At 35.9% G+C, this 15264-nt stretch carries 12 protein-coding genes and 3 pseudogenes; 11 read left to right on the plus strand and 4 right to left on the minus strand.

Annotated elements, in window-relative coordinates:
• Nucleotides 1-425: 425 nt before the first annotated feature.
• Complete coding sequence (locus B9T23_RS16605; RefSeq protein ID WP_171263088.1) at nt 426-584, minus strand: hypothetical protein; 159 nt, start codon at nt 582-584, stop codon at nt 426-428.
• 966 nt (nt 585-1550) lie between these two features.
• Between B9T23_RS16605 and B9T23_RS10870 the strand changes: the two genes are divergently transcribed.
• The 10 genes and pseudogenes from B9T23_RS10870 to B9T23_RS16975 form a co-directional block, all read left to right on the plus strand.
• Nucleotides 1551-4091: a hypothetical protein gene (locus tag B9T23_RS10870; protein ID WP_086194114.1), complete on the plus strand. Its 2541-nt coding sequence runs from the start codon at nt 1551-1553 to the stop codon at nt 4089-4091.
• Nucleotides 4088-5719: a hypothetical protein gene (locus tag B9T23_RS10875; RefSeq protein WP_086194115.1), complete on the plus strand. Its 1632-nt coding sequence runs from the start codon at nt 4088-4090 to the stop codon at nt 5717-5719. The genes B9T23_RS10870 and B9T23_RS10875 overlap by 4 nt, the downstream gene beginning before the upstream one ends.
• A 218-nt stretch (nt 5720-5937) precedes the next feature.
• Entirely contained in the window at nt 5938-7833 is a 1896-nt protein-coding gene (locus B9T23_RS10880; RefSeq protein ID WP_143222520.1) for a tyrosine-type recombinase/integrase, read from the plus strand.
• 295 nt (nt 7834-8128) lie between these two features.
• Nucleotides 8129-8557: an arsenate reductase (glutaredoxin) gene (gene arsC, locus B9T23_RS10885; RefSeq protein WP_067723680.1), complete on the plus strand. Its 429-nt coding sequence runs from the start codon at nt 8129-8131 to the stop codon at nt 8555-8557.
• A gap of 58 nt (nt 8558-8615) precedes the next feature.
• The gene (locus tag B9T23_RS10890) at nt 8616-8936 is read left to right on the plus strand and encodes an ArsR/SmtB family transcription factor (RefSeq protein ID WP_086194141.1); all 321 of its coding nucleotides are present in this window, start codon (nt 8616-8618) and stop codon (nt 8934-8936) included.
• Nucleotides 8937-8939: 3 nt separating this feature from the next.
• Entirely contained in the window at nt 8940-9413 is a 474-nt protein-coding gene (locus tag B9T23_RS10895; protein WP_067723681.1) for an arsenate reductase ArsC, read from the plus strand.
• Between the two features lie 5 nt (nt 9414-9418).
• Nucleotides 9419-10459 (plus strand): ACR3 family arsenite efflux transporter, encoded by a 1041-nt coding sequence (arsB, locus tag B9T23_RS10900; protein ID WP_067723682.1) that lies wholly within the window; start codon nt 9419-9421, stop codon nt 10457-10459.
• A 4-nt stretch (nt 10460-10463) separates the two neighbouring features.
• Complete coding sequence (gene arsH, locus B9T23_RS10905; protein WP_067723683.1) at nt 10464-11168, plus strand: arsenical resistance protein ArsH; 705 nt, start codon at nt 10464-10466, stop codon at nt 11166-11168.
• 167 nt (nt 11169-11335) lie between these two features.
• Nucleotides 11336-12403, plus strand: coding sequence for an ArsO family NAD(P)H-dependent flavin-containing monooxygenase (locus tag B9T23_RS10910; RefSeq protein ID WP_086194142.1), 1068 nt, complete (start codon nt 11336-11338; stop codon nt 12401-12403).
• 16 nt (nt 12404-12419) lie between these two features.
• Nucleotides 12420-12506 (plus strand): annotated as a pseudogene (locus B9T23_RS16975) (hypothetical protein); the annotation flags it as partial.
• A gap of 8 nt (nt 12507-12514) precedes the next feature.
• Here B9T23_RS16975 and B9T23_RS10915 read toward each other — a convergent pair.
• The gene (locus tag B9T23_RS10915; RefSeq protein WP_086194117.1) at nt 12515-14092 is read right to left on the minus strand and encodes a Na/Pi cotransporter family protein; all 1578 of its coding nucleotides are present in this window, start codon (nt 14090-14092) and stop codon (nt 12515-12517) included.
• 245 nt (nt 14093-14337) lie between these two features.
• On the opposite strand from B9T23_RS10915, the pseudogene B9T23_RS16610 reads away from it, so the two are divergent.
• Nucleotides 14338-14430, plus strand: a pseudogene (locus B9T23_RS16610) (transcriptional regulator); the annotation flags it as partial.
• A 97-nt stretch (nt 14431-14527) separates the two neighbouring features.
• Here the strand turns inward: B9T23_RS16610 and B9T23_RS10920 are convergent.
• Together B9T23_RS10920 and tnpA are read right to left on the minus strand one after the other, a co-directional pair.
• A complete protein-coding gene (locus B9T23_RS10920) occupies nt 14528-14731 on the minus strand; it encodes a hypothetical protein (protein ID WP_067723685.1) in 204 nt (67 codons plus the stop codon).
• Between the two features lie 240 nt (nt 14732-14971).
• A pseudogene (tnpA, locus tag B9T23_RS10925) lies at nt 14972-15223 on the minus strand (IS200/IS605 family transposase); the annotation flags it as partial.
• Nucleotides 15224-15264 lie beyond the last annotated feature (41 nt).

A 15264-nucleotide genomic window follows, 5' to 3' on the forward strand; every position in this document is an offset into this window, starting at 1 on the left:
CCAAAAAGTCTATTGTCATTAAAAGCAAAGGGACGCCGCAAACGGGATCCTGAATTAAAACGCTGTAACCGGAAATCAAGAAAAAAGAAGGGAGTGGTGAACCTGTATTTGACCATTTAAAGATCTTCAGAATATGGGTTAAACATTATCGAAATACAGGAAAAAGACTCGGCTTGAGATTCAATTTAATTGCTGAAATTTACAACTCGTAGTTAAGCGAAAAATGATTTATGAGAGAGGTTTAATTTAATGGCTTTAACCATTCATAAAAATACGGGGTTTATTTTGGTAAAGTTTTAATTATTTAAGTACGTTTGATTTTTCTAAAATAACACTAAAATTCTGGAATTAAATAAAAAATGCTTAGAAAATTTAATGAAAATCCTAAATATTATTTTTAATTTTTAATTTTTAATTTTTAATTTTTAATTAAATAATTTGAGTTTGAGTTTGAGTTTGAGTTTGAGTTTGAGTTTGAGTTTGAGTTTGAGTTTGAGTTTGAGTTTGAGTTTGAGTTTGAGTTTGAGTTTGAGTTTGAGTTTGAGTTTGAGTTTGGGTTTGGTTATTTTGGTCTTAAATAGCATTTAAAAAAATATTACATGTTTGAATTAAATTTTAAACATTATCTAACCTAGCTTGTTTTTATATATAGACCATATATTTTATATTAATTAAAAAATAGATTAAACTCGATTTTTAAATTTATATTGAAGTCTAGATTTTATAATATATTTATTATGAAATTCTATGAACATAACTTGGTTCTCAAATTTGATATAAAAGCTGGGGTCGTAAAAATAAAACTTAAGACATCATAAAGTCTAAGAAGGGGAGGGTATATCATCAAGTTATACATAGCTAGTGTGAAATATGTCAATATTTATATTTAAAATATATATATAAAAACAATAGGTTATTTTTCATATTAAAAAACTGTAAAAAAAATATAAATTTAAAAGCAAACAGATTTAGTGAAATTTTGAATGTTAAAAATTGTAAATTTAATTGACAATAATTTTTATTTCATTAATGCTGTTTTGCCTATTGTTTAGATTGAAATTTATGCACAAGAAAATAGATAAAAAAATGGAGATTTAAAACAGTATTTTATACATGAATCTGTTTTTTTAATTTATTTTACTTGGAATGATTTAATTCAAGGAAGAGAAATAGAAAGAATTAATTATCTGGATTTTGATATCTGTGCAACTTGTATTGAAAATCATATATTTTTAATTAACTATTTTGAGTTATTTCTATTATCGAAAGAGGTTGTTAAGAAAATAGATATCATTAATTATGGAGGGGGTGGTCATAAAAATATTGCATGTATATATTTGGCTGATTGCGTAAAACGACTTAAAAAAATAGAAGATAAAGCTAATTTTTTTAGACATGTATTTTTAGATAATAATAGTCTTCAAGATAAAGATTTAATGAATGCATTTAAAATGTCGAAAATTTCTATCAGTCAATATGCAAAATTTTTGAATTTACCTTCTTCAAGTTTAAATATTGCTATTAAAAATCTATCAAGAGATTGAGTCTTTATGTCTGATATTTCTAAAATAAACTTATCGAAAGAGACCTTGAAAAAATTAATTGAATTAAGTATTGATCAATTAGCATTAGAATTCTCAGATCAACAGAGAATGCAACAGCAACATGATTTTTTTGAATCTTCATTAATGAGGATGCTTGAACAATACAAAAATGATGAGCTTGCTAACAGTGAGAGTGAAACTATTGTTATTCACAAAGACAAAGATGAAGAAATTAAGCAAAATGAATCAAACTTTGAATACTATTTTGTAGAAGATGAACAACTTTTTGCAAGTATTCGTGATGAATTAAAAAGTTGGCAAATAGAAACAACTTTTCAAAAAACGTTCTTTAATACTTTTTTGATTAAGAAAGGCAGCATTGGTAAATATCCATTTTATGCATTTGTTGCAGCATATCTTAAAAGTGAATTACCTTCCCAGCAAAAACAAAAACTCATGCATTTGGGTTTACGTATAGTTATTCACTTAAGTACCATTAAACAAAGTCGATCAAAACAAGAACGAATTCTTGCACACTTTCGTTTACTTTTTTTAAGTAAGAAAGCGATTTATGAAAATTTCAGATTATTGCTCGACTTAGAGATATTACATAGAGCTAATTTTTATTCGTTAAATGATATTTGGAATTTAATAGCATCTTACTTTCTTAGGGATGCTAAGCATCCTATTGAATCTGATTTTTTTCAGCAATCAACAGATCAAACATCCGTAAAAACTGATGCTGATACACAATTTTTTTCGTTGTGGCGTAGTACTTTAAATAATATTCAGCGTAAACGCATTATTGTTAAAACCAAGAAAGAACAAAAATCTGTTATAGATATCGAAAAACCGTTGGACGGATTAAAAAAACCGGTGAAATTATTGGCTGAGGTCACGGATGGTGCTGATATTGAACCGGTAGATATTGCTTGTGTTGAGCTAGATTCACAGAGCGGTTTGGCAAAATTTTTGGCTGGAGAAGAAAAAGAATTCAGCAGTAAGGTTATTAATCAGATCATTCAAGATCAGTCTTGGGTAGAAAGAGCCTCATTATGTAATGATCATTTTTTTGATCAAGATTCGGGTCAAGCGCTATTTATGGGGCTACTTAAGGCTTTTAAGGAAACGCAGGCGAAAGATGATAAAGGATTATTGGCGACAGCCTTACTATCTTTTTTAACTGGAGAAAATGCAACAAATTTTCTATTAAAAGGGGAAAAGTTACATCCAAATTTAGAATTTAATAGAGTCGGACATTATCAAATTGTGCGTTGGAAAATTGAGTTGCAGATTACTGAATCCAAACGAATGTTTCAGAATAATAACTTAAGAGAACTACAAGTTCGTATTCCTAGTCCATTGGTTCAAGCTTTAAGAGATTCTGCTTTAAAAAATACTGCCCAAAATAGAACAAACATTGAACTTAAGATTAGGCAAGTTGCAAAAGAGCAAGGGCTTAGAATTGGTCCAATTTCTCTTATGCGTATCCAACGTCATCTTAAATTTATGTTAGAGCAAGAATGGAGTAATCAATACACTGCCAATCTCTTAGCACGAACACCATCAAACCAAGCAACGGGTAGTTATTATGGGCAAGTATCTAAACGAACAGCCGAAAATGATTACCTGCGTTATGTACAATATTTAAATAGTGGAAGAGATAATCAAGACTTAGAAAATGAATTACTCGCTCTTCCAGATCAGAATTTGCAATTTAGCGATGAATCTCAAGATGCATCAGATCTGATAGTGGGTAGTTCGTTTATTCCCGATAAAAAAGCTGTAAGTATATTGTTGGCTGGTCTTTTAAAAAAGATAAATCAGCCTGTGAATATCATTCAACAATTCAATGCTTACGCTGAATGGATTTGGCATACCAGTTTGATATTTCTTGCAGGACGACCGGTGATTGGAGTACCCACTAAACTCAGTAAGATGAGCTTAGATCATAATCTGTTAATCGTGTCAGATAAACAACAACGTGTAAATCAAGATAACTCCAGAATTCTGTATATACATCCATTTTTAAAGCAGGCTTTAACAAACTACTTGTCCTATTTAGAGAATTTTTTTAAAAAATATATGGTGTTTAATCCGAACCTCTACGAGATTTGGCAGAAGATACAGACAAGTGATTATGGGATAATACATTTAATCACGACCGATCAGATGCAGAAAAAAGCTACTGATTCTCAAGGATATTTAGCTTTGCAAAAGTTCAATTTTTCTCTTATTGAGGGAATGCAGGCGTCTCAATGCCAGCAGATGAGTCGAGCTGATGTTCAGATTAAAGACCAGAAAAGTGGAAAAAAATGGGCAGATAATTGGCATCGTCATTTTTGCTATTCATATTTAATTAATTATCAAAATGAGGCGGGTCAATACTTGTCCAAAACCACTGTTAATCAGATCATGGGTCATGAAGACTTTAATGATGAGTTTTTAAATCCAAAAACTTCATCAGCGGCACTGGCTGATGTGACTGTAATAAAAAAAGCCTTGGATCAATTACTACTAGAGTTGGGTTTGGAGCAGGTTGCGTGAGTATAGAAAAAGCTGATGTTCAATTACCACTTGAATTTGCAGAACTGCTTAAAGGTTTAGAGTCTAAAGAAATTTTATCAAGCCAATTTGCTAAGAAATATGAACAGGCCAAAGTTCGGATAAAAAAACGTTTGGGCATTGATGAATATACTGAAGCTTTCACCCATTTAAAGCAGAAGATTGAACAGTTAAAACTGGATCAGAAAATTGCTGAAGATATTGAGATACCGACACAAGTGTATCGGTTAAAACGCGATCAGTTAAATAATGATCCGAATTTATTCATGCAAATTAAACAGATCCAACAACTAAGAGATGGTTTTTTAAAGGAATTATTAACCCATATAAAAGGTGCAGATGAAAAGCAAATTTTTCAAACTCTATTATTGAGTAGTGTGATATATGGAGGGTTGACTGATCTTGCCGCTTTACAAGCATTCGCTCGATGGCTTAGCTTACATTTGATGGGTAGTATAGTGCTTAAATCTGCACCCAAATGCAAATTAAAGGTAGATAGCAAAGAGCAAATACAATCGCAATTTAAGGAGTGTTTATTTGAACTTGGAGAGCTGCAATCCGCCATAGAACAAGAAGAAAACTCTTCTATTTCAATTATGCAACAAAGGCAGATGCTTCATAAGCATTATATAAACTCGATGTGTTATAGACAATTAGACAAGCTGAAACAACATTTCGATCAGTTGGGAAAATCATTATCCCCTTTGTTTCAACAACAAGAAAAAATGCAGAGTTATATTACCACCATGTGGCATCTCACATCTTTAGAGCAAAAGCAATTGGGGGTATTTCTACAAACTATAAAGAAGCCTTGGAAGGTGAAAAGCTTTTTAAATAAAATAGACACTCTTTTATTTAAAGAACAAGCCTCTCTTCAATTACCTATACTCGAAAAGCGCTGGAATGACCTAGATAACCATTTTTGGGACATATGGATAGGTTACCGCTTGTTTTTTAACTTACAGGAGGAAATCCAACACAATGCTGCGGTTCATTACCCACTCTATTATCAGCAACAACCAGATGAACGATACCCATGTATTTTATTAAAAGTTGAGCAGTCAAATTATGGTATCCAATTAGGTAATAGGGTTTGTATGCCGAGATTGTGGCGAATGGACGAAGTGAGTAAAAGTTTGCTCATTTACTTGATGCGTTGTTTTGAAAAACGTTTTATACAGCAAGATAGTGAGGATATTGAAAACGGGGATTATTTAAAATTTGATGTGAATCTACTGGATAGGAATATAAATGTCTATTTATCCTATTATGCGAATTTGAAAAGTTTACTCAAAGATAAATTCGCTATCATCACGAGCTTAGAGTTATTGCCAAATAATCATTTGGATCAATTTTTTAAGCAAATCGCTTGTTTTGAACAACAAAGCTGTAGCTTGCCACCAGAACAATGGCAACTGTTAAGACAGGGTAATATTAATAGTTTCTCGACTCAACTCATTCAAATACTAGATAGTGAAACTCAGCCAAAAATCAAAGATACAACAGAAGACGAAGGTATAACGAATAAAGACGAAGATCAAGATACAACCCCTACAGATGATTTTGAACACTATTTCTATTATGAAAATCAAGATCAAAAAAATGTTTAGAAATTCGTGGTAAAAGCAAATTTCCAGAATTATTACAGCAATATCAAAGTTATGCAGATGAGTTAGAAAAGCGACAAAACAATCAAAAAATTTCAGCTATAGATCAAGGCGTATGGCATGCTTATTACCGTTTAGTGAAGTTTTTTATCTTTAAGATAAACAAGGCAATTGAGAAGAGGACTACAGTTGAACATTTCAGCAATGAACGATCAGTTTTATTGTCACGTTGGATGTTTATCTGTGCCCATGAAAAAATAGAACTACGTTCTTTTAATATGGAAGATTATCTGGATTTTTATCAAAGGATAATTGATTTAGCAAAAGACAGAGATACTGAAGAATCAAATAATGAGCTCATATCGACTGGTGAAAATTTAAAAAATAACAAGGTAGTCAGTCAGTTACGTAAATTATTAATAGAATTTCATGAATTTCAAAGTAAAGAGAAAGCTTTTAATCAATATGATTCTGAGAAAAATCAATCTGATGTTCTTGAACATGAATTGGGATTTCGTAACGTTCCTCCAATTAATAAAGATCAACTTGAAAAAATAGCAATGAAACATATAGTCGAAGCGCGCATGATTTCACCAGCAATTATGCAGCAACTCCAATTGGATTTAGAAAAGAAAATTGGGGGATTTGAAAATTTTAATTTTGATGTATCGCCATTTATTTTATTGTTTACGATATTGTATCGGACGGGTTTAAGGGCAAATGAGTTATTGGGCCTACGAGTCAAAGATGTGATTCAGGCGACACCTGAATCCCCAATTGTTTTTCGAATTTGTCCTAATCCTTTACGTCGGTTGAAGTCAAAAAAAGCAAAACGTCGTATCCCCATAAGTTTATTACTGACTGCACAAGAAAATGAATTACTCTCGAAATTCCTCAGTCAAAGATTTTCAAATAGTAAAAATAAGGATGCATTATTTATTTTTAATGGGCAAAAAATTACCGGAAATTTTCTTAATCAATTATTTAAAACCTGGCAATGGAATCGTTTAGGTCAGGCACCTTACAGGTTACATAGTTTCCGTCACACTGCAATCAATCAACTGTTTTTGGTCATGCATGCAGATCATGCTTTAATCGAAGGATATACCGATTATACACAGCCACATTCGACTCGAATTCGTGAAAAACTTTTGGGTATACATACCAATGTGGATTCTATTTCCCAGAAGAAATGGTTAGTTTTATCAGATTTATTTGGGCATGAGTCTTTAGCCACGACTGCAGAAACTTATTTACATGTAGCAGATCTGATCATCATGTCTAGTCTACAGCAGCAAACGTTTAAAATGCCTAAAAAGGTATATGAATATTTAATTCATAATAAGCAAAGTCATGATGAACAGCCTATTATTTTATCTTCCAAGCTATTGAATAAACAATGCAATTTCCTAAAATTTAAAACCAGTGCATCGTCACTTCCTTATTTGCAGCAACCAGTGGAATACAAGAAGTCTTCAGAAACCTTGTATTGGCATTATCCACTCGAAGTTTTTGGTCAATTATCCGCTTATGAAAAATCATTGCAGCAAGGTATTGAAACCAGTCTAAATCCAGATCTGCAAATGTATTGGCAAAGTGCAGAGCGTATAGCGATGGTAGCAGTTACCAACAGAAGGAGGTCGAGGCTAATTGATGACAAACGAAACGGAACAATTTTACCCAAAATGAGTAGTGAAATAGATCGCCGTAGTTATTTCTTACAGTTGAATAGGTCACTACAAAGGAAAGTGCTAACTTGGGTGGAACTTGATGATTTTAAGCGGATGTTAGAGATTATGGTTTTTAGGACTCGTCGTTCTGAGGCATTTATAAAGTTCTACAATACAGAACAAGATCGACTTTTCCTCGAAAATTTTAGAAATATGGGGATCTCTTTATTTGGCAAGCAAGTATGGCATTTAAGAGGTTATAATCCAGAGGAGAAGGAATTTGAAAAAATAAAAATAGATCACAATCTCAATGGTTTGAATAAGTATCAATATTTCGAGCTAACATTCAAATTTATCTATAAGCAAAAGACTATTCATTTTCAGGATTTTAGATCATATATGCATCTTTGGATGATCATGCATCCTGGCTTTTCGAATAAAAAATAGCCTAAGTGTGTTATCCAAAATTTTAAGCTAGGGTCTTTTTGACTAGTCTTCAGGGGGTATTTTCAATCTTGAAAAACAATCGAGTAATTCAATAGCCATTATTGATAGTTTGTAGAAGGAGGAATACCTATCCTTGAATGCTTCAAGTTTAAACTTGTGAGAAAAAATACAAATATTTTATGAATTTTTGAAAGCTCAGTTCACCAAATAAAAGAATTTTAATATATGTATTTGCATATATATGGAAATACATATATAAATATCTCTAAGTTTTTTAACAGCAGAGTCAGCAAAAATGACCTCGACCGTAAAGATTTACCACAATCCTGAGTGTGGTACGTCCAGGAATACCTTGGCTTTAATCCAAAATGCAGGAATTGAGCCTACAGTTGTTCACTATTTACAAATGCCGCCATCGCAAGATGAGCTACGCCGCATGATTCAAGATGCAAATCTTACAGTTAGACAAGCTATACGAAGCAATGTAGCACCGTATTCTGATTTAGGGCTTGATCAAGAAGATTGGTCTGATGAACAACTTATAGATTTTATGCTGCAGTATCCGCTGTTAATTAACCGTCCTTTTGTAGTTACAGAATTGGGTACACGTCTGGCAAGACCATCAGAAGTGGTACTAGATATTTTACCTTTCCCACAAAAAGGTGCTTTTAGCAAAGAAGATGGTGAAAAAATAGTAGATGAAAATGGACAAAGATTGAAATAAAAAAATTGGTTAATATATGTGGATATTTATATATCCACATGAACAGAGAGGTGCAGCGATGCAACAAGTCAATTTCTTTAAATGTTTAGCGGACGAGACACGTCTGAACATTGTTGTCTTGGTGGCGAAGCATCAAGAGCTTTGTGTTTGTGACCTCACCGAAAAACTCCAACTGAGCCAGCCTAAAATTTCTCGCCATTTAGCTCTTTTACGTTCAGTCGGGCTACTAACCGATCGTCGTCAAGGGCAATGGGTGTATTACAGTATTAACCAAAAATTACCCGAGTGGTGTTTTGCAATTCTTGCAGAACTACAACCTACAGAAAGTCTGAATAAATCACCTATACCTGATTCTTGTATTCAAATTCATTGTGAGTAAAAAATGAAGTTTTTATTTCTTTGTACAGGCAATAGCTGCCGTAGCATCTTGTCAGAAGTTTTGTTTAATAGCCGTGCCCCGGAAGGTTGGAAAGCATATAGTGCTGGGAGTAAGCCTTCAGGACAAGTGCACCCGCTGACCATAGAAACCCTTGAAAACTTAGGGTTATCTACCGAAGGTTTATGGAGTAAAACGATTGATGACTGTGAACAGTACCAACCTGATGTTGTGATCACGGTATGTGACTCTGCTGCTCAAGAAGCCTGTCCACTTTATTTGGGTGGTGCAATCAAGGCACATTGGGGATTGGCTGATCCTTCACACCTAGAAGTGAATAAAGAAGAAAAAATGAAAGCCTTTATGAGCACTGTTGAACATATCAATAAACGCTTAGATGCTTTATTTGCCCTCGATGTAAATAAACTCTCTCGTCCTGAACTCATTGCTGAAATCAATAAAATTTCGAATGTCGAGTAAGAGATATGTCTGAAAAACGCTTATCCTTTTTAGATCGTAACCTGACGCTATGGATTTTTATTGCCATGGCTCTAGGTATTGCCATCGGGAACTTCTTTCCGCAAGCTTCTGTCGCACTCGATCAATTAAGTATCAACTCTGTGAATATTCCAATTGCAGTTGGTCTTATTCTGATGATGTATCCACCCCTGGCAAAAGTGAACTATGCGACGTTGCCACAAGTATTTAAAGATAAAAAAACACTAACTTTATCTTTAATACAAAACTGGCTAATTGCTCCAGTATTGATGTTTGCTCTGGCTATTATATTTTTACATAGCTATCCCGAATATATGACTGGTGTCATCCTGATCGGTCTAGCTCGATGTATTGCCATGGTATTGGTTTGGAATGGCCTAGCTTGTGGTGATAATCAATATGTTGCAGCCTTAGTTGCCTTTAACAGTATCTTCCAGATTTTATTCTTCAGTACCTATGCCTGGTTATTCCTGACCTTCCTGCCACCTTATTTCGGTGTTGCTTCACAGGTCATTCATGTTGATTTCTGGACCATCACCCATGCTGTTCTGGTTTATCTTGGTATTCCATTTCTGTTGGGTTTCTTAACGCGTTGGATTCTGGTGAAACAAAAAGGGGTAGAGTGGTATGAAACTCAGTTTATTCCGAAAATCAGCCCGCTGAGTTTAATGGCTTTACTGTTCACGATTCTGGCCATGTTTAGCCTAAAAGGTGGTGATGTCGTGAGTCTTCCACTGGAAGTTTTACGAATCGCGGTTCCTTTAACCATTTACTTCGTTTTGATGTTCTTTATCAGCTTCTTCATGAGTAAATGGATGGGCAATGACTATCCTAAGACCACAGCAATCGCATTTACTGCAGCCGGGAATAATTTTGAATTATCACTGGCAGTCGCAATTGCCACTTTTGGTATCGCTTCACCTGTTGCTTTTACCACGATTATTGGTCCATTGGTCGAAGTTCCGGTGTTGATTGCCTTGGTGAGTGTTTCGCTATGGCTGAGAAAAAAAGTTTTTAAAGAGGCCTAATTCTATGAATCTCCCAAACGTAGATCTTAATCTTCTTGAGCAACCGACTTTTGAAAAAGTTCAGGCAAAAGAACTTGCTCATCCCCCTCGCATTTTGCTCCTTTACGGCTCGAATCGAGAACGCTCTTACAGTCGCCTTGCCGTTCTTGAAGCCGGTCGAATCCTGGAGCATTTTGGGGCGGAAGTAAAAATCTTTCATCCTAAAGGGCTTCCTTTACCTGAAGATGCGGATACTGAGCATCCAAAAGTAAAAGAGTTGCATGAACTTTTAGCATGGTCAGAAGGCATGGTCTGGTGTTCACCTGAACGCCATGGTTCTATGAGTTCAATTTTTAAATCACAAATAGACTGGATTCCACTGGCAGGAGGGGCAATCCGTGCCACCCAAGGTAAAACCCTTGCCTTGATGCAAGTCAGTGGTGGATCACAGTCATTTAACAGCCTGAACCAGATGCGTATTTTGGGGCGCTGGATGCGGATGATCACCATTCCAAATCAGTCTTCAATTCCGAAAGCTTTCTTGGAATTCGAAGAAGATGGACGAATGAAGCCTTCAGCTTTCTATGACCGGATTGTGGATGTCATGGAAGAGTTATTTAAGTTCACCCTACTGACTCGTGGTCAAAGCAAATACCTGACTGATCGTTATTCTGAACGCAAGGAATCGGCTGAAGAGTTGTCCAATCGTGTAAATCAGCGCAGTTTGTAAATGCTGGATGGTATTAAATACTGCGCCTCATTGCCAGGTCAGTAACACTTTTATGCTGTACCGATGAAGTGCTGTTAAAGGTACAATGAATATTGTAAAAACCCAGTCTTCATGATTGGGTTTTTACATTAAAGAAGTCAGAGATAAATAAGGAAAAGGTGAAGGCTTTGAACCAGAAACAGACTGAAACTGATGTGATCATTATCGGTGGTGGGCAGGCCGCTTTATCTACCGCTTATTTTTTAAAGCGCAAGAAAATCCCATTCATTATATTGGATGAGCAAAATCAAGCAGGGGGTGCCTGGCTGCATACCTGGGAGTCATTGCGTCTTTTTTCTCCTAATACCTGGAGTTCTCTATCCGGTTGGATGATGCCCATCACTGAACAGACCTATCCAACACGAAATGAGGTGATCCAGTATTTATCGGCTTATGAACAGAGATATCAATTTTCGATTGTTCGTCCAGTACATGTCGATCGTGTGGAATCGAAGGGAAAGTATTTAGACGTATATGCTGGAGAAAAGTTTTGGCGAGCCAAGGTGGTGGTCAGTGCAACAGGGACATGGCGCAAGCCGTTTATTCCTGATTATCCGGGACAGGAAAACTTTCAAGGCACGCAGTTACATTCAGCCCATTACCTGAATGCAGATCCATTTAAAGATAAGAAAGTCATCGTGGTGGGTGGGGGGAATTCGGGCGCGCAAATACTCGCTGAGGTTTCACAAGTTGCTGAAACCATTTGGGTCACAAAAACTCCGCCTCAATTTTTATCCGATGATGTGGACGGTCGTGTACTGTTTTTAAGAGCGACGGAACGCTTAAAAGCACAGCAAGAGGGTAAAGTCATTGATCAGCCTGTTGGGGGGCTTGGTGATATTGTGATGATTGATAGTGTTAAGGAGGCGAGGGAGAGAGGGGTTTTGCATAGTCGTCCGCCTTTTCAATCGTTTACCACAAATTCTGTCATTTGGCCTGATGGCTCTGAAGAACACGTTGATGCGGTCATCTGGTGCACGGGTTTTAAAGCCTCATTGGATCACTTGAGCAGTCTGGGTGCGGTAGAGCAAGATAACTCGGTAGAGGTTAAGGACGGAAGGTCGGTCAAGATCGCGAACTTGTGGTTAGTGGGATATGGAGACTGGACTGGACTAGCCTCTGCAACATTAATTGGCGTTTCTAGAACAGCGAGAGCCACAGTGGATGATGTTGCAGCTTATTTAGCCAATATTTGATTTGAGCATGGATAATATTTTGAAGAAACCTTTTTATCATCCCACTCTGAAAGAAGGTTTAAGAACTGCTTTGAAAGATGCCAGAAGACTGTTAAAGGATTGATAAAGGTTTCAACGTTCAGCCAGCACTTTTGATAATCTTTTGGTATGGGCGATCAATCGGTCCAGCCAGCGTTTTGCAGCAAGAAGCTTTAAACTTCTTGCTGCACTCAGCCGGTTTAAGGTGGCGTATTGCATCACCTCTTCACGTAAGGTTGCGCGGTTCTCATCGGTCCAGTGTTTAAGATTGGCCAGTTCCTGTTTAAAATTATCAATGACTTCAGCATTTTCTAAGAATTCCAAACTGGTTGCATAATGATCCAGAATATTTAGGAAATCTAAAGCCACTTGATAAATATGTGGTTGGGTCCGAATAACCAATGCATAGGAAACACCTTCCAAATCACTTCGCAGAACATGCATATAAACCATCATGCGTAATAAAAAGGTCAAGCGTTGTTTATCTTGTTGATATTCTGGAACCACAATTTTCTCTAAATAGGCTTCTAGCTGTTCAATCACTTCATCTAATTGCTGGAATTCTTTTGGGCTAACAGTCGCCCCATCCTGAAAAGCACGACGCAATATCTCAAACATCTGAATCAGGCTTTGATACGCTACTTTTTCTGCAGCAATGATTGCCACACTTGGAATCTCCAGATTAGATTCATCCAGAATTTCGAGCACACCGGACGTTTTCTGAGGTAAAAACTTACAAATGAGGTCATTAAATTGATGGATCAAAGGTATAAAAATACATGCGCCCATTACACTAAATAAAGTATGGAAGGCCGCCACTATAACGACCTCATCCCATGCAGCAATAGATTGAATATGATAATAGGTCCAGTTAAATAAGGGCAGCAATACAAAGAAAGCAAATACCGCACTGACCACATTAAAAACCACATGCACCGCTGCAGTCCGCTTGGCATTAACCGAGCCACCAATAACAGCCAGTACTGCAGTTGCCACTGTCCCGATATTTTGTCCAATCACCAGTAATAAGGCTTGCTGCAGGTCAATTGCTGTACTGGCTAAAGCAGCTAGAGTCGCAGTAATGGCTGCACTGGAAGACTGCAGCAAGATCGTCATGATCAGTCCAATCCAAACCAGAAACAGCTTTTGCCCAAATGAGTGATAGTTAAAAATTGACAAATCGACTTGTTTAGCAAATCCTGACATCGCAATCTGTAGTTGATCAATTCCAAAGAAAATCAGACCAAAACCTGCCAGTACAAAACCCAATAATGCTAAACGGCCATGGGTTAATAATTTTAACAGCGCGCCTAAAGCAATTAGAGGTAAGGCAAAAGTGGCAATAGAAAACTTAACCCCGAGCAAAGCCACCATCCAACCGGTACTGGTTGTTCCGATATTGGCACCAATAATCACCCCAATTGCTTGGGTAAAACTCAATACTCCCGCCCCGACAAAACCAATAGTCGCAAGGGTAGTGGCTGTAGAAGATTGGACAATCAAGGTCAGACCAATACCAGAACACAGTGATTTAAACGGTGTCCCTGTAAATTTGGTCAGCCATACTCGTAAAGTTTCACCTGCCATTTCTTTAAGACTGTCGGTCATTAAAATCATGCCAATTAAAAATAAACCAATACCGCCACACAGCTGAGCAATAATTTCGAGCACAGTTCTCTCAATTCATTTTTTACATCAGAATACAGCCTGATTAAGGTGATGTCATTAAGAGTGGCGATGGAATAGCTAAAATAGGATGTGCTCGGGGCAATAAAAGAAAAACCGGCAGTCTTCGAGTGACTTATTACTCGGTTATAGAGGAGGATTAAATATTCTTCTTGGTGATTTTAGTTAAAAATAACCTGATTGACACATAAACAGCGATCCTGAGTCTCAATTCGTGAAGGAGTAATTTTTTGGATAACAATTTATTTGATGAGCTAGTTTCTTCGATCAAAGAAGCCGGTGCGATAAAGCATAAAGCGATTAAAACCAGTCGAATTGTTGAGTTTGGCTCTTCTTATTTTTAGACAACAAAAAAAGCCTATTTTACAATGAGCTTTTCAATAATTAGATCACTACTTTATTAATTTATATATAGATACGCTAATCAGCAGATGGGATACTCAATTCATCATCTTTTGTAAAGATAACTGATGTCAAGATTGGAACACCCAGAATAGTTGGCACTAAAATGATCCATAAGTCCGTGGTTAGCTTACTTGAAAAGAAAAAGTGAATGGCGATAGCAGCCAGAATTAATACGGAAAACAAAATACTAGTGAAGCGAATTACAAATTTGAGAGGCATTTTTCTGCTCCTATGTGATTTTAGTTGTTATAAAGTATATGCCTTCTTTTGATATCTATATATTTGTTTTTTTAACCAAATATAAAGGTAAGCGTCTGGTCAAGATATCTCGGCAATTTTTACCCGTCATTTTAGGATTATAAGTATCTAATTATAATCAAAAAAAATTTAAAAATGAAATAGGACTCTACTCGATCTTGCGAAGCAGTACTTCTCAGGTGGAGGTAAATTTCGCAACAATTAACCTTGTTGATTTTGGATATACTGTTTAATTATTTTGAGTGGCGTACCACTGCATGAGCCAGAAAAATAAGAACGTGACCAAAGCACAGGTTTTACATAACTTCCCCGTAAGTCTAAAAATTGATTTCGTATTCTTCTGCTTTTTACTGATTTTAAATTATTCACCAACTTGGAAATTTGAATGGTTGATGGGTATTGAATGAACATATGAACATGGTCTTCTTCACCATTGCACTCCTTTATTGATGCAGCCTAAAAACTTTTAAAATCATTGTCGAATTTTATCGAAG

This window comes from Acinetobacter terrae (assembly GCF_002135195.1).
GTDB lineage: Bacteria > Pseudomonadota > Gammaproteobacteria > Pseudomonadales > Moraxellaceae > Acinetobacter > Acinetobacter terrae.